Genomic DNA, 20321 nt, shown 5'->3' on the forward strand with positions numbered 1-20321 from the left:
CGTGCTGGCGCAATTCAACCAGCCAAGCTGACGGGGTACATATTCCCGTCATTCTTTAATTCGATGGGGTAACGGGTATTAATATGGCGAAGTTCGTTTTGAAAAAAGGCACTCTGATCAAGCATGGTACTTCGCTCGCGCGAATCCGGAACATTCTTGAAACCGGGTTAATCCCGAATGCGCAGCGCAATGATGACCGGTCAATGATCGAACTTGCACCGGAGACTCAAGGTGTCTATGTGGGAGAATTAACCGCCTATTTTGGCGCGTATGCGAACTTCGCGGCCGAAATCGCTGGTTATATGCATGACCCCGAAATGATCAAGGCGGCAATCTGTTCTGTGGTCGCTCCGGCAGACATCCGCAAGCTGGTGCTGCCTGCTGCACCAATGGCATTTCCGCTGGTAATCACAATCGAACTTCAGGAAGACTGCGAACTGCTGGCCGATGAGGATTACGTGTTTGACGGCAGCTATCCCGTCGAACAACGTGTTCCCTTGGCACTTCTCGAAAATCAGGCTGAGCTGGTGTGGAACCGTTGGCGCTCTGGCGTCATCACGCGCTCGATTCCGGCAAGCTGGTTCGTCCATATTGAGCATCCGCGCCTGACTCACTTGGACGGAAGTTTTGAAGTGCACCGTCAAAGCTGGTCCGATTGCGAGCTGTTTGCTGCCGGACTGATGCAGTCGTCGAACAAGGAGTTGCCAGAAAAGCTCATTCCACCGTATGTGCAGCGATATGGTTCACTTTCGCTGTCTCAACGGATTTCACCAACGCCGGCGGCGCTTGACAAGCTTATTGCGCACAAGAGTCTGGTTATCAATCACAACCGCATATTTAACCATTTTCGAATTTTCTACATAATGGAAGAAATGGCACGCAATTACGGTATCAGATTGGTGCGTTCGATGGGCAATGAACTTTTTCTTCAGTGAATCACGCAGCGTAGATTGAGACCGGTGTTGACAGGTGCGACATGCAAAACCGCTGTCGCGCAAAATGAAGCATGCCGGTATTTTCTGGCGAATTCAGGAGAAGATCATGGGACGAACACCAAACGACGACCGCAGTGATAATCTGAACCCAAACAATGATGCCTACGACGCAAGCCAGGACAATCGCTCGGAGCAACTCAATCCGAACAATGAACGCTATCAGGGCGATCAGGATACCGATTCAGACGTAAACGACGATTAACCCAGGTTCGGGCGGCCGCTTCTGCACTGCGGCCGTTTTTTCAGTTGTTTGCGCACTTGCCTGGCCGAAGGCAGGTTTAAAGATATGGTTTGGCAGAGCTAGTTCCAGCGCGGCAAACCATCAAACTGCTGCGCGCCCTCTCCCGAAAACCGGATCAGCGCCGCCAGCGGCGCGATCGCCAGGTTATCGCACCCATATTTTCCGCCGAGTGCGCTGGGAATCTTCAGGCAGTAAGTGCGCCCGTCGGTGAGCGGCCCTAGCGCGGCTTCAGCCAGGCACACGGCCTCGGGCATGTACCAGTCGTTGAGGAAATCCTGGTTGTACGACAGCGCATCGAGCGCAGCGCGGTTGCTGGCCAGCGGCTCGCAGCACAGTTCGTGCGGGCGCAGACACCAGAACTGGTCGTCTTCGTCGCGGATGATGAGATTGCCGAAGGCATTGGCGCCGAGCACTTCCACTGCGCTCATGCCGACCCAGCCCCAGGATTGGTTGATGTCGTCTACATCGATCATGGCTTTACTCCCCCGACTTGTCGTCCGTTACGAATTGGACCGGGCAAGCAGTCGTGCATTGCGACGGCGGCGCGTGACGTTGACCTGCATCGAGGCCGTTACATCAAAGCAAGAAAGCAGCGCAAGAAACAGAGCAAGAAAAACGAAAAGCCGCTGATTCTTTCGAATCAACGGCCTCTAATCTTGGTTGCGGGGACAGGATTTGAACCTGTGACCTTCGGGTTATGAGCCCGACGAGCTGCCAGACTGCTCCACCCCGCGTCTGTGAAATGAATTATACGCGTTGGCTGGTCATTAAGCAAACCTAATCCTTAATGCATGGTCGATTGGAGAAACTTATACCTCGGCCGGGGACGCCAGCGCCAGCCGCAAACATGCCCCCTCGCCCCTGCCGACGCCGCATTCGGTGTACAGTATTGCCACGACCAACCTGCCCTATCCACCATGAAATTCTGCTCCGAGTGCGCCCACACTGTCGTGCTGGCCATTCCCGAAGGCGACAACCGGCCGCGCTACGTGTGCACGCACTGCGCCACGATCCATTACCAGAACCCGAAGCTGGTCGTCGGTTCGATTCCCATGTGGGAACACGACGGCGAACTTCAGATCCTGCTGTGCAAGCGCGCGATCGAGCCGCGCTACGGCTACTGGACGCTGCCGGCCGGGTTCATGGAAAACGAAGAAACCACCGAACAGGCGGCGCAGCGTGAAACCGAAGAAGAAGCCGGCGCCAACATCGAGCTTGGCCCGTTGTTTTCGCTGCTCAACGTCGCGCACGTGCACCAGGTCCACCTGTTCTACCTGGCACGCCTGCGCGACCTCGACTATGCGGCAGGCATCGAAAGCCTCGACGTGCAATTGTTCACCGAAGCGACCATCCCCTGGGACGACCTGGCATTCCCCACGATCCGCACGACGCTGGAACTGTTCTTTGCCGACCGGATCAAAGTGCGCGAGGGTGGCGACTTCGGCTTTCACAGCGTGGCCGTCAACCGCCCCATGATGGCCCCACGCGGACCGGACTGACATGATTCCCTGGCTCGAAACCGACACGCCGTTCCCTGACGTGTCGAAGGCATTGACGGTTGAAGCGCCGGGCCTGCTGGCGGCCGGCGCCGACCTGTCGCCGGCGCGCCTGCTGCAGGCCTACCGCAACGGCATCTTCCCGTGGTTTTCCGAAGGCCAGCCAATCCTGTGGTGGAGTACCGACCCGCGCATGGTGCTGTACACCGGGCAGTTCAAGGTCAGTAACAGCCTGGCGAAAACGCTGCGCAAGATCGAGCGCAGCCGCCTCGACGGCGGGCGCTGGGACGTACGCTTCGACAGCGCGTTCGACGACGTGATGCACGCCTGCGCGGCGCCGCGCCGCGACGGACCCGGCACCTGGATTTCGGACGACATCATCGCCGGCTACACGGGCCTGCACGCGCTGGGTTATGCGCACTCGGCCGAAGTCTGGCTCGATGGCGAACTGGTGGGCGGCGCGTATGGCGTCTGCATCGGCCGCATGTTCTATGGCGAGTCGATGTTCGCGCGCGTGTCCGATGCGTCCAAGGTCGCGCTCGCCTACTTGGTGGCGTTCCTGCGCCATCACGGCGTCGAGATGGTCGATTGCCAGCAGGAGACCGGCCACCTGGCGTCGCTCGGTGCAATGCCGATCCCGCGCAGCCGCTTTCTTGAACACGTTCACCGCGCGACCGCCAGGCCGGGCATTGCGTCATGGACGGTGGCGTCACCGTTGCCTGACTAACGGAATCGCGGCGCGGTTTTCGCTAGAATAGGCAGCAACCCCACGTCGTTCCGAGAGCTCCTTGCATGACGCACCTACACGACCTGCCCTTCGCCACGCTGCAGTTCTACACCACGGCGCCCTACCCCTGCAGCTATCTCGACGCACGCCAGGCGCGCTCGCAGGTCGCCACCCCCTCGCACCTGATCAATGCCGATGTGTATTCCGAGCTGGTCAAGAATGGCTTCCGGCGCAGCGGCATCTTCACCTATCGCCCGTATTGCGATGGCTGCCAGGCCTGCATCCCGGTGCGCGTCAGGTGCGCCGACTTCACGCCCAACCGCACCCAGCGCCGCGTGTGGAAGCGTCATGGCAACCTGGTCGCGATGGTGGCCAACCTGGCCTTCTCGGACGAGCATTACGCGCTGTATCTGCGCTACCAGACCACGCGCCATGTCGGCGGCGGCATGGACCAGGACAGCCGCGACCAGTACGCACAGTTCCTGCTGCAAAGCCGCGTCAACACGCGCCTGGTGGAGTTCCGCGAGCCCGATGGCACCTTGCGCATGGTGTCGATCATCGATGTGCTGTCCGATGGCCTGTCGTCGGTCTACACCTTCTTTGACCCGGATGTCGAGAATGCGTCGTATGGCACCTACAACATCCTGTGGCAGGTGAATCAGGCGCACGAGCTCGGCCTGTCGCACGTGTACCTGGGTTACTGGATCGCGCAAAGCCCCAAGATGGCCTACAAGATCAACTTCAGGCCACTTGAAGCGCGTATCGACGGGCAGTGGGGCATTCTGGACGCCTGAACCTGTTGCGTGCCGGGTCAACGGACACAACCGCTAACAATTGCATTAGCACTTCGTTACGTACTGGCGCCCGCCGCACGTTAGAATGACGGGGATACGTCAACCGAGTACCCCATGCCAGATAAAATCCTGTATACCCTCGTTCGACCCGCACTGTTCTCGCTCGATCCCGAAGCGGCGCACAACCTGACCCTGCCCATGCTGCGTCGCGCAGCGTCGCTCGGCCTGACGGGCGCCATCCGGAAACCACGGCCCGATCCGCGCACCGTCATGGGTATCACGTTTCCCAATCCCGTCGGCCTGGCCGCCGGGCTGGACAAGGATGGCGCGTATATCGACGGCCTGGCTGCACTGGGCTTCGGTTCCATTGAAATCGGCACCGTCACGCCGCGTGGCCAGGCCGGCAACCCGAAACCGCGCATGTTCCGCCTGCCGCGTGCACGCGGCATCATCAATCGCATGGGCTTTAACAATGGCGGTGTCGACGCGTTCGTGGCCAATGTGCAGGCCTCGCGCTTCTTCCAGGAAAAGCAGGGTGTGCTGGGCCTGAACATCGGCAAGAACGCCGACACGCCGATCGAACGTGCCGCTGACGACTACCTCGAATGCCTGCGCAAGGTGTATCCGTACGCCAGCTACGTGACGGTCAATATTTCGTCGCCGAACACGCAGAACCTGCGCCAGTTGCAGGGCGCGTCCGAACTCGACGCCCTGCTGTCGCAGCTCAAGCACGAGCAGATGCGCCTGGCCGACCAGCATGGCCACTACGTGCCGCTGACGCTCAAGATCGCGCCGGATGTCGACGGCGACCAGATCCGCGATATCGCCAGTGCCCTGCTGCGCCACAAGATCGACGGCGTGATCGCCACCAACACCACGCTGAACCGGCGCGATGTCGAGGGCATGAAGCATGCGCAGCAAGCGGGCGGCCTGTCGGGCGCGCCCGTGTTCGAGCAATCGAACATCGTGATCCGCGCGCTCAAAACCGAGCTGCGCGACGACATCCCGATCATTGGCGTGGGTGGCATCATGCGCGGCGCCGATGCGCGCGCGAAGATCGCGGCCGGCGCCAAGCTGGTGCAGTTGTACAGTGGTTTGATCTACGCCGGGCCAGGCCTGGTGCGCGATTGCGCCGACGTGCTGCGCGAGAAAAAGAAGAAGTAACTGGCAAACGCTGCCGGCGCGCCAGTGTGGCGTGCCGGCAGCACCATCCTATTCCGCGGTCGCAATCGCCTTTTCGATATCGGCCCGCGTATAGCCTTGTGCGAAGCGCTCGATGAAGTGAAACGCGTACGAGCGCAGGTACGACCCGCGCCGCACCGCCAGGCGCGTCACGTTCTGCGCGAACAGGTGTGACGCCTCGATCGCGCGCAGGCCCTTGTCGCGGCCATGATCAAACGCCATCGACGCCACGATTCCCACACCCATCCCCAGCGACACGTACTGCTTGATCACGTCCGAATCCATCGCCGTGAGCACGATATCCGGCGCCAGCCCGGCTTCGAGGAACGCCGCATCGATGTGGCTGCGGCCCGTAAAGCCCTGGTCATACGTGATGAGCGGATGCTCGGCCAGATCCTCCAGGCGCAGCGGCGAGCCGCTGGCAAAGATCGGATGGCCTTCCGGCGCCACGATCAGATGGCTCCAGCGATAGCACGGGAACGACACCAGATCGGGAAACGCCGACAGGCCTTCGGTCGCGATGCCGATATCCGCCTTGCCCGAAGCGACCCACGCCGCGATGTGTTCCGGCGCGCTTTGCTGCAAGGCGATGCGCACATTGGGGAACGCGGCGCGAAACGATTGCACCACCTGCGGCAGCGCGTAACGGGCCTGCGTGTGGGTCACGGCAACCGTTAAAGTGCCGCTGTCCTGACCGGCGAATTCGCGGCTGGCCTGCTGCAGGTTTTCGGCTTCGACCAGCAGCTTTTCGACGATGCGCAGAATGCCCTTGCCGGGTGGCGTGAGGCCCGTCAGGCGCTTGCCGTTGCGCTCGAAAATCACGACGCCCAGTTCATCTTCGAGTTCGCGGATCTGGCGCGACACGCCCGGCTGCGACGTGAACAGCGCGTTGGCAACGTCGGTCAGGTTGAAATCACGGCGGGCCGCTTCGCGCACCGAGCGTAGCTGCTGGAAGTTCATGCGGCGCTTCCGTGGTCGACAAAGACTTCGATGCGGCGCGGGCGCACCACCAGCGTGTCGCCTTCTTTCAGGCCCAGGCTGGCAAAGCGTTCGTTCGGCAGCACCGCCTCGATCATCTGGCCATTGTCGGCGCGCTCCAGATCCAGCTGCGCCAGTGGCCCGATCGCATGCGCGCGGCGCAGCTTGGCCACAACGCCCTCGGCGCCCGGGGTGTAGCGCTCGACATCGAGATCGTGCGGGCGCACATAGCCGATGCCGGCGCCATCGCGCACGTCGATGTGCTGCGGGGCCTGGAAGTTGACGTCGCCGCTGGCCAGCACACCTTCGTGGATGCGGCCGTGGAACAGGTTGACGTTGCCCAAAAAGCCGTACACGAACGGTGACGCCGGATGGTTGTAGACCTGGTCGGGACTGCCCAGTTGCTCGACGCGGCCCTTGTTCATCAGTACCACCTGGTCGGCCACTTCGAGCGCTTCTTCCTGGTCGTGCGTGACGAAGATCGACGTCACGTGCAGGTCGTCGTGCAGACGGCGCAGCCAGCGGCGCAGTTCCTTGCGCACCTTGGCGTCGAGCGCGCCGAACGGCTCGTCGAGCAGCAGCACGCGCGGCTCGACGGCCAGCGCGCGCGCCAGCGCAATGCGCTGACGCTGGCCGCCGGACAGCTGCGGCGGATAGCGGTCGGCGATCCAGTCGAGCTGCACCAGTTCGAGCAGTTTTTTGACCTTGTCGCGGATCTGGTCTTCGCTCGGGCGCTCGCTGCGCGGTTTCACGCGCAGGCCGAACGCGACGTTCTCGAACACGGTCATGTGCTTGAACAGCGCGTAGTGCTGGAACACGAAGCCGACCTGGCGCTCGCGCACATGGCGGTGCGACGAATCCTGGCCGTCGAGCAGCACGGTGCCCGAGTCCGGGTATTCCAGGCCCGCGATGATGCGCAGCAGCGTGGTCTTGCCGCAGCCCGACGGGCCGAGCAAGGCGGTCAGTTCGCCGTCCGGGAACTGCAGCGAGACGTCGTCGAGCGCCTTGAACTGGCCGAAATTTTTACGGATATGTTGGACTTCAATCGTCATGCGTGGCTCCGGCGGGTATTCAGTGAGGGGCGTCCAGCGAGGCCGACTTGGCCTGGTGCAGACGCCATTCGATAAAGGACTTGATGGCCAGCGTCACCAGCGCGAGCAGCGCCAGCAGCGACGCCACAGCAAAAGCGGCCGTGAAGTTGTATTCGTTGTAGAGGATCTCGACGTGCAGCGGCATCGTGTTGGTCTCGCCGCGGATGTGGCCCGAGACCACCGAAACGGCGCCGAACTCGCCCATCGCACGGGCGTTACACAGGATCACGCCATACAGCAGGCCCCATTTGATGTTCGGCATCGTCACGCGCCAGAACGTCGACCAGCCCGATGCGCCCAGCACCAGCGCCGCTTCTTCTTCTTCAGTGCCCTGCTGCTGCATCAGCGGAATCAGCTCTCGCGCCACGAACGGGAACGTGATGAACACGGTGGCCAGCACGATGCCCGGCACCGCGAACAGGATCTTGATGTCGTGCTCGGCCAGCCACGGGCCGAACCAGCCCGACGCGCCAAACAGCAGCACGTACATCAGGCCAGCAATCACGGGCGAAATCGAGAACGGCAGGTCGATCAGCGTGAGCAGGATGCTCTTGCCACGAAATTCGAATTTGGTAATTGCCCAGGCGGCCGCCACGCCGAACACGAGGTTCAGCGGCACCGAGATCACGGCGGCAATCAGCGTGAGCTTGATGGCTGATACCGCATCCGGATCGATGACCGATTCGACATACACTTCCCAGCCCTTCTTGAGCGCTTCGGTAAACACCGCGGCGAGCGGAATGAACAGGAACAGCGTGAGAAACACCAGTGCAATGGCGATCAGCAGAACGCTGACCCAACGCGGCTCGAGCACGCTGGTGTCGAGGCGCTTGCCGCGGGCTGCCAGTGGACGTGGCGGCGTGACTTTGTCGAGGACGGCGCTCATGATTTGCCCGCCCGCTTGCGTGTCCAGGCCTGCAGCAGATTGATCGTCAGCAGCAGGATGAACGAGAACACCAGCATCACGACGGCAATCGCGGTGGCGCCGGCGTAATCGTATTGTTCGAGTTTGGAGATGATGAGCAGCGGCGTGATCTCGGACACCATCGGCAGGTTGCCGGCGATGAAGATGACCGAGCCGTATTCGCCGGTAGCGCGCGCGAAGGCCAGCGCAAAGCCGGTCAGCAGCGCCGGCGTGATCGTCGGCAGCACCACGCGGGTGAACGTCTGCAGCGGCGGCGCGCCCAGGCTGGCGGCGGCTTCTTCGAGTTCGCGTTCGGCTTCTTCGAGCACCGGCTGCACCGTGCGCACGACGAATGGCAGCCCGATGAAGGTCAGCGCGACCACGACGCCCAGCGGCGTGAACGCGACCTTGATGCCCCATGCAGCGAGGTATTGGCCAATCCAGCCATTCTGCGCATACAGGGCGGTCAGCGTAATGCCGGCCACAGCGGTAGGCAGCGCGAACGGCAGGTCGACCAGCGCATCAATGAAGCGCTTGCCGGGAAATTTATACCGTACCAGCACCCAGGCCACGATGCCACCGAACACGACGTTCAGGGTGGCGGCGATCAGCGACGCGCCAAAGCTGAGGCGATACGACGCCATGACGCGCTCGGACGTAACGGTGGCCCAGAACTCGGCCCAGGTCATGCTGAAGGTATTGAGGAACACCGCCGACAGCGGGATGAGGACGATCAGCGCCAGGTAAAACAGCGTGAAGCCGAGCGAAATGCCAAAGCCGGGAATGACCCGGCCCGGTGCTTTCGACGACTTGGACGCTGCCGTGCTACCTGGCATAGCAAGCGATGTCATGCGAATCCTTATTACAAATTCTTCTATTGGAATCAAATATTCTCACGTGATCTTCATAACGCAAACGAAAGAATCCTTATTTGTATAGACACGAAACGCTATGTAGACGTGCGGCGCCTGCATGGCGATATGCGTAGAAATTCGTACATGCAATAAAAAAACGGTGGCCAGGCAATTGCCCGGTCCACCGTTCTGGCACCGCGAAGAGATGCTTACTTGTTCGGTTGCGGCGTCATGCGCAGATACGGACGCGGCGCTTCAAAACCTTTCGGGTACTTTTGCTTGATGACGTCAGGATCGGTCACGGTCAGCGGAATGATGACATCGTCGCCATCTTTCCAGTTGCCTGGCGTGGCGACCGTATAGCCATCGGTCAGTTGCAGGGCGTCGATCACGCGCAGCACTTCGTCGAAATTGCGGCCGGTGCTCATCGGATAGGTGATGGTCAGGCGCACTTTCTTGTTCGGATCGATGATGAACAGCGAACGCACGGTGGCGGTGGCCGACTGTTCAGGGTGGATCATGTCGTACAGCGTCGAGACCGAGCGGTCGGCATCGGCGATGATCGGGAAGCCCACGACGGTTTGCTGGGTTTCTTCGATGTCACGGATCCAGTCGAGGTGCTTTTCGGCCGCATCGACCGACAGCGCGATCGCCTTGACATTGCGCTTGTCGAATTCAGGCTTGAGCTTGGCGGTCAGGCCCAGTTCGGTGGTGCAGACCGGCGTGAAGTCGGCCGGGTGCGAAAACAGCACGACCCACGAGTCGCCTGCCCATTCGTGAAAACGGATGGGGCCAATGCTGGATGCTTGTTCGAAATCGGGGGCGGTATCGCCGAGGCGTAACGTCATGGTCATCTCCTGTGATTGATCAAACTTGTTCGGGGCACCGTCCGGCGGGGACGGCGCGGTGCATGGTCTACATGAAGCGATTGTAGAGGACGACGGCCCAGACGGCGAACGCCAGCAGCAGCGTCAGCGCGACAGCGGCACTGCCGATGTCCTTGGCCGCTTTCGACAATGGATGGCGTTCGAGCGAAACACGGTCGACGATCGCCTCGATCGCCGAATTGATCAGCTCGACGATCAGCACCACGACCAGCACGCCGATCATGGCCAGGCGCTGGAAGCCCGAGACCGGCAACAGCAGTGCGATCACGCTGGCCACGACAATCAGCACCACCTCTTGCCGGAACGCCGCTTCGCTGCGCCAGGCCCAGCGCAAGCCGTCCCAGGTGTTGCGGCACGCCGCGCCAATGCGCTCGAGGCCGCGCAAGGTCTTGAATTCGCTGATCGGGTTGTCCATCGTTGTCCAGTGAGGATGCGGGAACGTCATTATGCAGCCTCCGGATCAGCATGTGGCAAGTGTGCCCACAATGCAAGGCCAGGTTTGCGTGAGCGTTTCACATCATGGTATAAAGAATGGGCCTACTGCACCGCACCAACCATCATATGAAAATGGAAACGCCTCAACCCGCCAAGACCTCGATCCAGGTGATCGAACGCATGACCTCCCTTCTGGACGCCCTGGCCAGCTATTCCGACCCGGTCAGCCTCAAGGAGCTGGCGCGTGTGTCGGGCCTGCACCCGTCCACGGCGCACCGGATCCTCAACGATATGGTGGTCACACGCTTCGTCGACCGGGTCGAGCCGGGCACGTACCGGCTGGGGATGCGCCTGCTGGAACTGGGCAATGTAGTCAAGAGCCGGCTGTCGGTGCGCGAAGCGGCGCTCGAGGCCATGCGCGCCCTGCACCGCAAGACGCAGCAGACGGTCAACCTGTCGGTGCGCCAGGGCGACGAGATCGTGTACATCGACCGGGCCTTCTCGGAGCGATCCGGCATGCAGGTCGTGCGCGCCATCGGCGGGCGCGGGCCGCTGCACCTCACCTCCACCGGCAAGCTGTTTCTGTCCGTGGACGACGTGAAGGCCACGCGCGCCTACGCAACCCGCACGGGCCTGTCGGGCCACACGCGCAACTCGATCACCGAACTGGCACGGCTGGAACGAGAGCTGAGCCTGGTGCGCTCGCGCGGCTATGCGCGCGACAATGAAGAGCTGGAACTGGGTGTGCGCTGCATGGCCGCTGGCATCCACGATGACAGCGGCAAGCTGGTGGCAGGCTTGTCGATTTCGGCGCCGGCCGACCGCCTGCAGGAAGACTGGCTCGATGACCTGGTGCAGACCGCAGCGCGCATTTCGGCAACCCTGGGATATCGGCCAATGCCGACGGTATAAATAACGAGAGCAGTTACAACAAGGGCAGGCGCGAGGCCTGCCCTGTTTCTTAGCGCGCCAGACCCGGCGCGCTGGCGGTAATGGTCGATGGCCGGATGGCCTCGACATCCATCCGGTCCGGCAACGACTCGATCAGGCGGCGGATCCGGCCTGCATCGGCCGTACGCGACATCTTGCCCTTCGAATCCAGGAACACCATCACCACGTTGCGGCCATGGATCATGGCTTGCATCACCAGGCAGCGCCCTGCTTCGTTGATGAAGCCGGTCTTTTGCAGGCCGATATTCCAGTCAGGCAGCGACACCAGGTAGTTGGTATTGCGATAGTGCATCGTGCGGCCGCTGGCCTGCACGGTGGAATTGGGCGTGGTCGAGAACTCGCGCAGCACCGAATTGCCGTGCGCTGCCATGACGAGCTTGGCGAGGTCGCGGCCGCTTGACACGTTGCGGCTCGACAGGCCGCTAGAGTCCACATAATGCGTGTCGCGCATGCCCAGTTCGCGCGCCTTGGCATTCATTGCACCGACAAAGGCGTTGATGCCGCCCGGATAGTTGCGGCCCAACGCGGCCGCAGCGCGATTCTCGGAACTCATCAGGGCAATATGGAGCAGTTCGCGGCGCGTCATGCTGGCGCCAACCGGCAGGCGTGAGCTGCTGAACTTGTGACGATCGACGTCGTCGTCGGTCACGCGCAACACCTCGTCCAGGTCTTGCTTGGCATCCATCACGACCATGCCCGTCATCAGCTTGGTCAGCGACGCGATCGGCAGTGCGACATTGGCGTTTTTCTCGAACAGCACTTCGGCGCTGTTCTGGTCGACCACGTAGGCGACGTTCGAGCGCAGCGCCAGCGGATCGGCTGTGTTGTCGAGACCCGCCATGTCGCCGACGGTCTTGGCGGCGACACCCACCGCGACAGCGGCAGCGGCCGTGCGCACTGGCTGATAGGTGACGACGCGCTTGCCGCGCACCGTCTTGACACGGCGGACCATGCGCGGACGGTCGTCGGCAGCTGCCAACTCCTGGCGTTTGGCACGTTTTGCGCGTTTGGTCGTGGCTTTGCGCACGACCTGGCGTTTGACTTTTTTCTTGGAGGCAGCGGATTTTTTCGCCTGCTCGGTCGCGCCGGCACCGGCGCCGGCACCAGCACCTGCGGCTTGCACCGGGGAAAAGGCGAATAAAGCGGCAACGACAGCAGCCACAGCAAGTTTGAACATGATGAAGCCCCTGATCCGAACAGATGAGATACGTAGTGAAGTGTAGCGGAACGACGTCCGTTCGCAAGCAAAATTCACATTCCGTGCGGCAATAACCGATTAAAACAACACGAACTTGGAAACAATTTTTCTTTTGATATCAACAGGATATTGACGGTATTTACGCTACTCCATGAAGCGGGCGAAGCCTTCACTGGGTTCACGCTCGGTCACCAGGGTGTTTTCGATCCGCTCCGGATCGGCCCAGCCCAGCGCCATGCCACAGACCACCATCTCGCTGTCTGCCAGGCCAAGTTCGGCATGAATGATCCGATGATACTGCGTGAACGCCGCTTGCGGACAGGTATCGAGGCCCCGTGCACGTGCTGCCACCATGATGTTCTGTAAAAACATGCCGTAGTCGAGCCACGAACCCTGCGCCATGATGCGGTCGATCGTGAAGATCAAGCCTACCGGCGCGTCGAAAAAGGCGTAGTTGCGCGCATGCTGGACCGCCATGCCGGCCTTGTTGTCGCGGCCCAGACCCAGCAGGCTGTACAGATCCCAGCCGACCTTGCGCCGGCGGTCGATATACGGCGAGGTCCACTCGCGCGGGTAGTAGGCATATTCCTCGGTATGCCCGCGCGCTTGCCCGGGATCCGCATTGACGGCCAGAATCGCATTCGACAGCCGCGCGCGCGCCGCGCCAGTGAGCACATACACCTTCCACGGCTGCGTATTGGTGCCGGACGGCGCCCGCGCGGCAACGTCGAGGATGCGCGCGATCTCGTCGCGTTCCACCGGCTTGTCGAGAAAGGCGCGGATCGAGCGGCGCGACGTGATGGCGGCATCGACCGCTTCCTGGCTGGGACTGCTGATCATTGGAGATTCCTTGGTTTCTTGACGACAAAGGCGACGCCACTGACGGCGACCATCATCCCGACCAGGCCGAGCAGGCTGAATGATTCGCCGAACAGCAGCCAGGCCATGATGGCGGTGGTGGGCGGAGTCAGGTACATCAGGCTCGTCACTTCAGTGGCCTGGCTGCGCCGGATCAGGGTAAACAACAGGAAGATGGCGCCGATCGACAGCGCCAGCACCGACCACACCAGCGCCAGGATGAAGTCAGCGCTCCAGGTGATGCGGCTGAACCCCGGATCAAGGTCTTCCAGCCATATGGCCAGTGGAATCAGCACGAGCACCGTCGCGCCGAACTGGATCACGGTGCCGGTACGCAGATCGAACTGTGGACAGAAACGGCGCTGGTACAGCGTGCCGGTCGTGATGCACAGCAGCGCAAACAGGCACAGCGCCAGTGCGGCAGGCGACATGCCGGCCAGACCGAGCTTGGCATACACGACGAGGGCCACACCGGACAGGCCCAACAGCAAGCCCAGCCACTGCAGGCGCCGCACGCGCTCGCCGATCAGCGGCGCGGCCGCAGCGGTCAGGATGGGCTGCATGCCGACGATCAGCGCCGTCAGCCCGGCCGGCATGCCCAGATTGATGGCAGCCCAGACGCCGCCCAGATACCCTGCCTGCAACAGCAAGCCAGCCAGTGCGACGTGCAGGATGTGCCCGCGCGGCCATGGTGCACGCCAGATCACCACGATCGGCAGCAGCACGGCCAGCACGCCCAGGCAGCGCACGATCAGGAAGGTCAGCGGCGGCGCATAAGGCAGGCCGAACTTGGCGACGATAAAGCCGGTGCTCCACAACAGGACAAAGAACAGCGGTACCGGCGACAGCCATGGAGCAGTCGGGACGGCAGCGGTAACCGGCGGCGAAATGGCGGGCTGTGACATGAACGCAGCGATGTCCCGAAAGAAACGACAGAGTTAAGGTAAAGACAAGAACCGAGTCTAACACACCGTTTCAGTGCAATTAGACAGCGAAAAAGAATGTTCGTTTGCGGTAGATCAATTGAGCTTTCTCACGATAAATGCATTCTTGTCACTTCCGTACCACGGATTGTGCATTGCATCAAAATCGCTTGACGCCTCAAACGAAGTGGCACAAAATCTGCCCTGTTGCGGTGCACAAAAGAAGAGTTTCATCGCGTTTGCCGAAGAGCCTGCCCCACCCCGAGCAATAGTCCATTCACGAAACGTAACATTTTGGAGAGACACATGTTTGCAATCCCTGAGCAGTTTTCGACCGCCACCAAGACCAGCCTGGAGTCGCAGTTCGCCCTGTTTTCGTCGCTGACGTCGAAGACGTTCGAAAGCATGGAAAAACTGGTCGCCCTGAACATCAGCACCGCACGCGCCAGCCTCGAAGAATCGTCGGCCCTCACCAGCAAACTGCTGAGCGCCAAGGATCCGCAAGAATTCTTCTCGCTGGCCGCCACTCAGGCACAGCCAAACGCTGAAAAAGCGATGGCCTACAGCCGTCAGCTGGCGTCGATCGCCAGCGGCACCGGCGCCGAGTTCTCGAAAGCAGCCGAAAGCCAGATCGTCGAAGCCAACCGCAAGGTGATTTCGCTGGTCGACGAAGTAAGCAAGAATGCACCGGCCGGTTCCGAAAACTTCGTCGCTGCCGTCAAGACCGCCATCAGCAACGCCAATGCCGGTTACGAGCAGTTCAGCAAGACCTCGAAGCAGGCTGTCGAAGCCATCGAAACCAATGTGAACGCTGCGGTGTCGCAATTCTCGGCCAACGCTGCCAAAGCCACCAACTCCGCAACGGCTGCTGCTGCGTAAGACTGCAGCATCGCTGATGGGTAAAAAAATGGCCGGGGCGCGCAAGCGTCCCGGCCATTTTTACATCCGTATGGGTCATTCGCCCAGATACGCGGCCTGCACGCGCGGATCGGTCAGCATGTCACGTGCATTGCCCGTCATGATGATCTCGCCCGACTCCATCACATAGCCACGGTGCGCGGCCTGCAGCGCCAGCTTGGCGTTCTGCTCGACCAGCAGGATCGTGATGCCCTGCTGCGACACATCGCGGATCACCTCGAAAATCTTCTCGACCATGATCGGCGACAAGCCCATCGACGGTTCGTCCAGCAACAGCAGCGTCGGATGGCACATCAGTGCGCGCGCCATCGCCAGCATCTGCTGCTCGCCGCCCGAGAGCGTTCCGGCCAGCTGGCCCGCGCGCTCCTTCAGGCGCGGGAACACCGCATACCATTTCTCGATATCGGCATCGATCCCGGCCTGGTCATTGCGCGTGTAGGCGCCCATCAACAGGTTTTCGTGAATCGACATGCGGGTGAACACGCCCCGCCCTTCCGGCACCATGGCCAGTTGTTGCTGGACCATGCGGAACGACTGCGTACCGCGCAGCGGTTGGCCAAGATAGCTGATGTCGCCTTCAACCTTGCATGGCGGCAGCGTGCCGGTGATGGCTTTCAGCGTCGTCGTCTTGCCGGCGCCATTCGCGCCGATCAGCGTGACCAGTTCGCCCCGGGCCACTTGCAGGTCAATGCCCTTGACCGCCTTGATGCCGCCGTACGCGACTTTCAGGCCCGCGATCTGCAGGATCGTTTCATTCTTCACTGCGTCCATCAGTGCGCACCTCCCAGATAGGCGTCGATCACGGCCTGGTTCTTTTGGATCTCGGCAGGCACACCTTCGGCGATCTGCTTGCCGTATTCGAGCACCGTGATGCGGTCGCACAGGCCCATCATCAGTTTGACGTCATGCTCGATCAACAGCACGGTCTTGCCCTGCGCCTTGATCTTGACGAGCAGTTCGCGCAGTCCCAGTTTTTCGGTGGCGTTCATGCCGGCCGCCGGCTCGTCCAGCGCCAGCAATTGCGGATCGGTTGCCAGCGCGCGCGCGATTTCCAGGCGCCGCTGGTCGCCATACGAAAGGAACTTCGCCGTGCGGTTGGCGAACTGGCCAATGCCCACGAAATCGAGCAGTTCCTGGGCGCGGACGCGGATCGCCCGCTCTTCTTCACGCGCCGCCTTGTGGCGCAGGATCGCGCCAAGCACGCCCTGTCTGGTGCGCACATGGCGCCCCACCATGACGTTTTCCAGCGCGCTCATCTCGCCGAACAGGCGGATGTTCTGGAACGTACGCGCGATGCCGGCCCTGGCCACGTCGTGCGGGGCCGACGGCGAGTACGCCTTGCCAGCCAGCTCGAACGTGCCGCTGTCGGGCTGGTACAGGCCCGTGATCACATTGAAGAACGTGGTCTTGCCGGCACCATTGGGGCCGATCAGGCCGTAGATCTGGCCCTGCATGATCCGGATGCCGACATCGGTCAGCGCCTGCAGGCCGCCGAAGCGCTTGTTGACGCCGGCAATGTTCAGAATGACTTGTTCGCTCATGAGGTACTCGCTTCTTCGTCGTCACGCGCCAGCGCGGCGTTCGGGCGCTCTTCCTTGTTGGGCGACGGCCACAGGCCGGCCGGGCGCACCAGCATGATCAGCACCAGCGCCAGGCCGTACAGCAACTGGCGCAACACTTCGGCCTCGATGATCACCTTGCCGAACAGTGCTTGCTGAGCCGGATCGACGACATGGCGCAGCACTTCCGGCAGGGCCGCAAGCAGCACGCCGCCAAGCACGACGCCCGGGATGTGGCCGATACCGCCGAGCACCACCATGGCCAGCACGGCAATGGACTCGGTCAACGAGAACGATTCCGGCGAAACAAAGCCCTGGAAAGCGCCAAACATCGCGCCGGCCACGCCGCCAAACGAGGCGCCCATGGCAAAGGCGAGCAGTTTGACGTTGCGGGTATTGATGCCCATCGCCTTGGCCGCGATTTCGTCTTCACGGATGGCCACCCAGGCGCGGCCCAGGCGCGAGTGCTGCAGACGGCCGGTGATGAAGATCGACGCGATCACGAGCGCCAGGAACAGGAAGTAATACGCGTTCACCGACGGCATCGCGTAACTGCCGACAAGCACCGTGGCGTTGGAACCCGCCTCGCCCGCCAGCGACACGCCGAAAATGCGGATCGGGTCGATCATGTTGATCCCCTGCGGCCCGTTGGTAAAGTTGATCGGGTCGTTCAGGTTGTTCATGAAGATGCGGATGATCTCGCCAAAACCCAGCGTCACGATGGCCAGGTAATCACCCCGCAATTTGAGCGTCGGGGCGCCCAGCAGCGCGCCGCACAGCGCGGCGGACAAGGCTGCCAGCGGCACGATCGCCCACAGCGACAGGTGGATGCCGTTCTGCTGGATCTCGGGGCCGAAGAACGCGACCAGCGCTTCGCCGATGGCGGGCGAATAATAGATCACCGATTCCAGCAGCGCAGCGAACTGCGGCGACGAGAACAGGCCGACCAGATAGGCGCCAACGGCAAAGAACGCGATATACCCCAGGTCGAGCAGGCCGGCAAAGCCCACCACGATGTTCAGGCCAAGCGCGAGCATGATGTACAGCAGCGCGATGTCGATGATGCGCACCCACGAATTGCCGAATTGCGCGGCAAAGAACGGGAAGATCAGCAGCAGTACCAGCAGGAGCGCCATGCTGGTATAGGCCTGGCGCGGCTTGTGCTGGGTGTCGAACGTCAGGAGTGCCATGGTGTGCTCCGGTTAAGCGCGGTCGGCCACGCGTTCGCCCATGATGCCGGACGGGCGCAGGGTCAACACGAGGATCAGCACCACGAAGGCGAAGATGTCCTGGTAGTGGCTGCCAAGGAAGCCACCGGTCAGGTCGCCGATATAGCCGGCGCCCAGCGCTTCGATGATGCCCAGCACGAGACCACCGATCATCGCGCCATAAATATTGCCGATGCCGCCCAGCACCGCGGCGCAGAAGGCTTTCAGGCCCGGCAGCACGCCCATCGTGAACGTGATCGACGCATAGTTGGCGCCCCACATCACGCCGGCCACGGCGGCAAGCGCCGCGCCGATAGCAAAGGTGGCGACAATCACGCGGTTCGAATCGACGCCCATCAGGCCGGCCACGCGCGGGTTCTCGGCCACGGCGCGCATCGCGCGGCCCATCTTCGTGCGCTCGACCAGCAGCACGAGGCCGCCCATCGCCAGCGCGGCCAGCACCAGCAGCAGCACCTGAGTCTGCGAAATCATGGCGCCGCCGATCATGATCGGCTCGGACGACAGCAGTTGCGGGAACGGCAACGGGCTGCGGCCCCAGATCATCATCGCGAAGGTTTGCAGCAGGATCGAGATGCCGATGGCCGTGATCAACGGCGCCAGGCGCGGCGCATTGCGCAGGCGGCGGTAGGCAATGCGTTCGATCAAGATATTGACCAGTATGGTGACGGGAATGGCGCCAAGGATCGCCAACGCCAGTTGCACGTAGCCTGGCAGGCCAGGCACATAGGCTTCAAGCAATTGCAGGATGGTCAGGCCAATCATCGCGCCGATCATCAAGACATCGCCGTGGGCGAAATTGATCAGGTTGAGAACGCCATACACCATCGTGTAGCCGAGCGCGACCAGCGCATACATACTGCCGAGCACGAGCCCGTTCAGTAGTTGTTGGATAAAGGTTTCCATCGTTCCGCCTGTTGTGCAATAACAAAAAACGGCACGCCGGAGTATCCCGACGTGCCGCTCATGGTCTGAAGCTGCTGCTTTACCGTTGTCTGCGGTCAAACGACGCGCTGGTTAGCGCATCGCTACGACAAATCCGAGCGCCGTCATCATAGCTTGGCTGCTGGAAAACTAACAACGGTAAATGGCGGCAGTAGCAAATTTTGTTTTCTGCCAGAACGAAAAATAATGTTCAGCTTTCAGCCTTGAAGGCTACTTGCCGAACGCCGTCCAGCCCTTTCGGCAGCGGGAACGTGACGTTCTCTTCGACGCCTTCAAGGGCGCGCACACTGGCGGCGCCTAATTGCTTGAGGCGATCGATCACGGCTTGCACCAGCACCTCGGGCGCGGACGCGCCGGCGGTAACGCCGATGCGTTTCTTGCCCGCGATCCAGGTCGGATCGATGGCGGCGGCGTTGTCGACCATATAGGCAGGCGTGCCCATCTTGTCAGCCACTTCGCGCAGGCGGTTCGAGTTCGAGCTGTTGGGGCTGCCGACGACGATCACCACTTCCACCTGTGGCGCGAGGAACTTGACGGCTTCCTGGCGGTTGGTGGTGGCGTAGCAGATGTCACCCTTCTTCGGCTCGATGATGTTCGGGAAACGCACCTTGAGCGCGTCGATGATGTCGGCCGTATCGTCGACCGACAACGTGGTTTGCGACACATAGGCGAGCAGGTCAGGGTTGCGCACCTGCAGGTTATCGACATCGGCGACGGTCTCGACCAAGTGCATGCCTTCTTCGGCCTGGCCCATCGTGCCTTCGACTTCCGGGTGGCCATCGTGGCCGATCATGATGATCTCGGCGCCGAGTTTGCGCATCTTGGCCACTTCGACGTGCACCTTGGTCACCAGTGGGCAGGTGGCGTCGAAAATCGTCAGGCCGCGCGCTTCGGCGTCAGCCCGCACGGCTTTCGAGACGCCATGGGCGGAGAACACCAGCGTGTTACCGGGTGGGACGTCTTCGAGCTGTTCGATGAAGATCGCGCCCTTGGTGCGCAGGTCGGCCACGACATAGGCGTTGTGGACGATTTCATGGCGCACATAGATCGGGGCGCCGAATTGGGTCAGGGCGCGCTCGACGATTTCGATGGCGCGGTCCACGCCGGCGCAAAAGCCGCGCGGCTGGGCAAGCAGAATTTCGTTTTCCATAGTCTTCCT

The 20321-nt window shown here is 61.7% G+C and carries 23 protein-coding genes and 1 tRNA gene; 8 read left to right on the forward strand and 16 right to left on the reverse strand.

Annotated elements, in window-relative coordinates; translation table 11 throughout:
- The first annotated feature begins 83 nt into the window (after window positions 1-83).
- Together AC56LH_RS14650 and AC56LH_RS14655 are read left to right on the forward strand one after the other, a co-directional pair.
- Window positions 84-935 carry a hypothetical protein gene (locus AC56LH_RS14650; RefSeq protein WP_499647184.1) on the forward strand — a complete coding sequence of 284 codons (852 nt, stop codon included), beginning with the start codon at window positions 84-86 and terminating at the stop codon, window positions 933-935.
- 106 nt (window positions 936-1041) lie between these two features.
- Window positions 1042-1197 carry a hypothetical protein gene (locus tag AC56LH_RS14655; protein ID WP_499647186.1) on the forward strand — a complete coding sequence of 52 codons (156 nt, stop codon included), beginning with the start codon at window positions 1042-1044 and terminating at the stop codon, window positions 1195-1197.
- Between the two features lie 98 nt (window positions 1198-1295).
- On the opposite strand, the gene AC56LH_RS14660 is transcribed toward AC56LH_RS14655, so the two are convergent.
- Both AC56LH_RS14660 and AC56LH_RS14665 read right to left on the reverse strand, forming a co-directional pair.
- Entirely contained in the window at window positions 1296-1709 is a 414-nt protein-coding gene (locus AC56LH_RS14660; protein WP_499647188.1) for a T6SS immunity protein Tdi1 domain-containing protein, read from the reverse strand.
- Between the two features lie 184 nt (window positions 1710-1893).
- Window positions 1894-1970: transfer RNA gene (locus AC56LH_RS14665), tRNA-Met, on the reverse strand.
- A 183-nt stretch (window positions 1971-2153) separates the two neighbouring features.
- Here AC56LH_RS14665 and AC56LH_RS14670 point away from each other — a divergent pair.
- From AC56LH_RS14670 to AC56LH_RS14685, 4 genes are all read left to right on the forward strand, one after another.
- Complete coding sequence (locus AC56LH_RS14670) at window positions 2154-2735, forward strand: NUDIX hydrolase (RefSeq protein ID WP_499647190.1); 582 nt, start codon at window positions 2154-2156, stop codon at window positions 2733-2735.
- A 1-nt stretch (window position 2736) separates the two neighbouring features.
- Window positions 2737-3459: a leucyl/phenylalanyl-tRNA--protein transferase gene (aat, locus tag AC56LH_RS14675; protein ID WP_499647192.1), complete on the forward strand. Its 723-nt coding sequence runs from the start codon at window positions 2737-2739 to the stop codon at window positions 3457-3459.
- A gap of 65 nt (window positions 3460-3524) precedes the next feature.
- Window positions 3525-4253: an arginyltransferase gene (locus tag AC56LH_RS14680; RefSeq protein ID WP_499647194.1), complete on the forward strand. Its 729-nt coding sequence runs from the start codon at window positions 3525-3527 to the stop codon at window positions 4251-4253.
- Between the two features lie 114 nt (window positions 4254-4367).
- Window positions 4368-5417, forward strand: a complete 1050-nt coding sequence (locus tag AC56LH_RS14685; protein WP_499647196.1) for a quinone-dependent dihydroorotate dehydrogenase — start codon at window positions 4368-4370, stop codon at window positions 5415-5417.
- Window positions 5418-5465: 48 nt separating this feature from the next.
- Here the strand turns inward: AC56LH_RS14685 and AC56LH_RS14690 are convergent, their stop codons facing one another.
- The 6 genes from AC56LH_RS14690 to AC56LH_RS14715 all read right to left on the reverse strand — a co-directional run bounded on the left by AC56LH_RS14690 (window position 5466) and on the right by AC56LH_RS14715 (window position 10564).
- Window positions 5466-6395 carry a CysB family HTH-type transcriptional regulator gene (locus tag AC56LH_RS14690; RefSeq protein WP_499569894.1) on the reverse strand — a complete coding sequence of 310 codons (930 nt, stop codon included), beginning with the start codon at window positions 6393-6395 and terminating at the stop codon, window positions 5466-5468.
- Window positions 6392-7465, reverse strand: a complete 1074-nt coding sequence (locus tag AC56LH_RS14695; protein WP_343027897.1) for a sulfate/molybdate ABC transporter ATP-binding protein — start codon at window positions 7463-7465, stop codon at window positions 6392-6394. Before AC56LH_RS14695 ends, AC56LH_RS14690 begins: the two co-directional genes overlap by 4 nt.
- A gap of 19 nt (window positions 7466-7484) precedes the next feature.
- Window positions 7485-8390 (reverse strand): sulfate ABC transporter permease subunit CysW, encoded by a 906-nt coding sequence (gene cysW / locus AC56LH_RS14700; protein WP_499647198.1) that lies wholly within the window; start codon window positions 8388-8390, stop codon window positions 7485-7487.
- Window positions 8387-9259, reverse strand: a complete 873-nt coding sequence (gene cysT / locus AC56LH_RS14705; RefSeq protein ID WP_499647200.1) for a sulfate ABC transporter permease subunit CysT — start codon at window positions 9257-9259, stop codon at window positions 8387-8389. The genes cysW and cysT overlap by 4 nt, the downstream gene beginning before the upstream one ends.
- Before the next feature lie 212 nt (window positions 9260-9471).
- Window positions 9472-10110, reverse strand: coding sequence for a peroxiredoxin (locus AC56LH_RS14710; protein ID WP_499580844.1), 639 nt, complete (start codon window positions 10108-10110; stop codon window positions 9472-9474).
- 67 nt (window positions 10111-10177) lie between these two features.
- Window positions 10178-10564, reverse strand: coding sequence for a diacylglycerol kinase (locus AC56LH_RS14715; protein ID WP_499580846.1), 387 nt, complete (start codon window positions 10562-10564; stop codon window positions 10178-10180).
- Window positions 10565-10710: 146 nt separating this feature from the next.
- On the opposite strand from AC56LH_RS14715, the gene AC56LH_RS14720 reads away from it, so the two are divergent.
- Window positions 10711-11496: an IclR family transcriptional regulator gene (locus AC56LH_RS14720; protein WP_499647202.1), complete on the forward strand. Its 786-nt coding sequence runs from the start codon at window positions 10711-10713 to the stop codon at window positions 11494-11496.
- A 49-nt stretch (window positions 11497-11545) separates the two neighbouring features.
- On the opposite strand, the gene pbpG is transcribed toward AC56LH_RS14720, so the two are convergent.
- The 3 genes from pbpG to AC56LH_RS14735 form a co-directional block, all read right to left on the reverse strand.
- Complete coding sequence (gene pbpG / locus AC56LH_RS14725) at window positions 11546-12712, reverse strand: D-alanyl-D-alanine endopeptidase (protein ID WP_499647204.1); 1167 nt, start codon at window positions 12710-12712, stop codon at window positions 11546-11548.
- A gap of 165 nt (window positions 12713-12877) precedes the next feature.
- Entirely contained in the window at window positions 12878-13573 is a 696-nt protein-coding gene (locus AC56LH_RS14730; RefSeq protein ID WP_499647206.1) for a nitroreductase, read from the reverse strand.
- Window positions 13570-14496 (reverse strand): DMT family transporter, encoded by a 927-nt coding sequence (locus tag AC56LH_RS14735; RefSeq protein WP_499647208.1) that lies wholly within the window; start codon window positions 14494-14496, stop codon window positions 13570-13572. The genes AC56LH_RS14730 and AC56LH_RS14735 overlap by 4 nt, the downstream gene beginning before the upstream one ends.
- A 324-nt stretch (window positions 14497-14820) precedes the next feature.
- Between AC56LH_RS14735 and phaP the strand changes: the two genes are divergently transcribed.
- Window positions 14821-15393 carry a TIGR01841 family phasin gene (gene phaP, locus AC56LH_RS14740; protein ID WP_258835416.1) on the forward strand — a complete coding sequence of 191 codons (573 nt, stop codon included), beginning with the start codon at window positions 14821-14823 and terminating at the stop codon, window positions 15391-15393.
- A gap of 75 nt (window positions 15394-15468) precedes the next feature.
- On the opposite strand, the gene AC56LH_RS14745 is transcribed toward phaP, so the two are convergent.
- The 5 genes from AC56LH_RS14745 to ispH all read right to left on the reverse strand — a co-directional run bounded on the left by AC56LH_RS14745 (window position 15469) and on the right by ispH (window position 20312).
- Complete coding sequence (locus tag AC56LH_RS14745) at window positions 15469-16203, reverse strand: ABC transporter ATP-binding protein (RefSeq protein WP_499647210.1); 735 nt, start codon at window positions 16201-16203, stop codon at window positions 15469-15471.
- Window positions 16203-16973 (reverse strand): ABC transporter ATP-binding protein, encoded by a 771-nt coding sequence (locus AC56LH_RS14750; protein WP_499455313.1) that lies wholly within the window; start codon window positions 16971-16973, stop codon window positions 16203-16205. The genes AC56LH_RS14745 and AC56LH_RS14750 overlap by 1 nt, the downstream gene beginning before the upstream one ends.
- Window positions 16970-18181 carry an ABC transporter permease subunit gene (locus AC56LH_RS14755; RefSeq protein ID WP_499647212.1) on the reverse strand — a complete coding sequence of 404 codons (1212 nt, stop codon included), beginning with the start codon at window positions 18179-18181 and terminating at the stop codon, window positions 16970-16972. The genes AC56LH_RS14750 and AC56LH_RS14755 overlap by 4 nt, the downstream gene beginning before the upstream one ends.
- A 12-nt stretch (window positions 18182-18193) precedes the next feature.
- Window positions 18194-19123 (reverse strand): branched-chain amino acid ABC transporter permease, encoded by a 930-nt coding sequence (locus AC56LH_RS14760; protein ID WP_499647214.1) that lies wholly within the window; start codon window positions 19121-19123, stop codon window positions 18194-18196.
- 229 nt (window positions 19124-19352) lie between these two features.
- Window positions 19353-20312, reverse strand: a complete 960-nt coding sequence (ispH, locus tag AC56LH_RS14765) for a 4-hydroxy-3-methylbut-2-enyl diphosphate reductase (RefSeq protein WP_499647216.1) — start codon at window positions 20310-20312, stop codon at window positions 19353-19355.
- Window positions 20313-20321 lie beyond the last annotated feature (9 nt).

This window comes from Telluria sp. LT1R51-2 (assembly GCF_059685775.1).

Excerpts from the sequence above, each read along its gene's own strand:
- AC56LH_RS14760 (WP_499647214.1), bottom strand. The coding sequence starts at position 19,123 with ATGGAAACCTTTATCCAACAACTACTGAACGGGCTCGTGCTCGGCAGT.
- phaP (WP_258835416.1), top strand. The coding sequence starts at position 14,821 with ATGTTTGCAATCCCTGAGCAGTTTTCGACCGCCACCAAGACCAGCCTG.
- AC56LH_RS14750 (WP_499455313.1), bottom strand. The coding sequence starts at position 16,973 with ATGAGCGAACAAGTCATTCTGAACATTGCCGGCGTCAACAAGCGCTTC.
- aat (WP_499647192.1), top strand. The coding sequence starts at position 2,737 with ATGATTCCCTGGCTCGAAACCGACACGCCGTTCCCTGACGTGTCGAAG.
- AC56LH_RS14755 (WP_499647212.1), bottom strand. The coding sequence starts at position 18,181 with ATGGCACTCCTGACGTTCGACACCCAGCACAAGCCGCGCCAGGCCTAT.
- cysW (WP_499647198.1), bottom strand. The coding sequence starts at position 8,390 with ATGAGCGCCGTCCTCGACAAAGTCACGCCGCCACGTCCACTGGCAGCC.
- AC56LH_RS14720 (WP_499647202.1), top strand. The coding sequence starts at position 10,711 with ATGAAAATGGAAACGCCTCAACCCGCCAAGACCTCGATCCAGGTGATC.
- AC56LH_RS14650 (WP_499647184.1), top strand. The coding sequence starts at position 84 with ATGGCGAAGTTCGTTTTGAAAAAAGGCACTCTGATCAAGCATGGTACT.
- AC56LH_RS14715 (WP_499580846.1), bottom strand. The coding sequence starts at position 10,564 with ATGGACAACCCGATCAGCGAATTCAAGACCTTGCGCGGCCTCGAGCGC.
- AC56LH_RS14745 (WP_499647210.1), bottom strand. The coding sequence starts at position 16,203 with ATGGACGCAGTGAAGAATGAAACGATCCTGCAGATCGCGGGCCTGAAA.
- AC56LH_RS14710 (WP_499580844.1), bottom strand. The coding sequence starts at position 10,110 with ATGACGTTACGCCTCGGCGATACCGCCCCCGATTTCGAACAAGCATCC.
- AC56LH_RS14660 (WP_499647188.1), bottom strand. The coding sequence starts at position 1,709 with ATGATCGATGTAGACGACATCAACCAATCCTGGGGCTGGGTCGGCATG.
- AC56LH_RS14685 (WP_499647196.1), top strand. The coding sequence starts at position 4,368 with ATGCCAGATAAAATCCTGTATACCCTCGTTCGACCCGCACTGTTCTCG.
- AC56LH_RS14730 (WP_499647206.1), bottom strand. The coding sequence starts at position 13,573 with ATGATCAGCAGTCCCAGCCAGGAAGCGGTCGATGCCGCCATCACGTCG.
- AC56LH_RS14735 (WP_499647208.1), bottom strand. The coding sequence starts at position 14,496 with ATGTCACAGCCCGCCATTTCGCCGCCGGTTACCGCTGCCGTCCCGACT.
- AC56LH_RS14695 (WP_343027897.1), bottom strand. The coding sequence starts at position 7,465 with ATGACGATTGAAGTCCAACATATCCGTAAAAATTTCGGCCAGTTCAAG.
- AC56LH_RS14670 (WP_499647190.1), top strand. The coding sequence starts at position 2,154 with ATGAAATTCTGCTCCGAGTGCGCCCACACTGTCGTGCTGGCCATTCCC.
- AC56LH_RS14690 (WP_499569894.1), bottom strand. The coding sequence starts at position 6,395 with ATGAACTTCCAGCAGCTACGCTCGGTGCGCGAAGCGGCCCGCCGTGAT.
- cysT (WP_499647200.1), bottom strand. The coding sequence starts at position 9,259 with ATGACATCGCTTGCTATGCCAGGTAGCACGGCAGCGTCCAAGTCGTCG.
- ispH (WP_499647216.1), bottom strand. The coding sequence starts at position 20,312 with ATGGAAAACGAAATTCTGCTTGCCCAGCCGCGCGGCTTTTGCGCCGGC.
- AC56LH_RS14680 (WP_499647194.1), top strand. The coding sequence starts at position 3,525 with ATGACGCACCTACACGACCTGCCCTTCGCCACGCTGCAGTTCTACACC.
- pbpG (WP_499647204.1), bottom strand. The coding sequence starts at position 12,712 with ATGTTCAAACTTGCTGTGGCTGCTGTCGTTGCCGCTTTATTCGCCTTT.
- AC56LH_RS14655 (WP_499647186.1), top strand. The coding sequence starts at position 1,042 with ATGGGACGAACACCAAACGACGACCGCAGTGATAATCTGAACCCAAAC.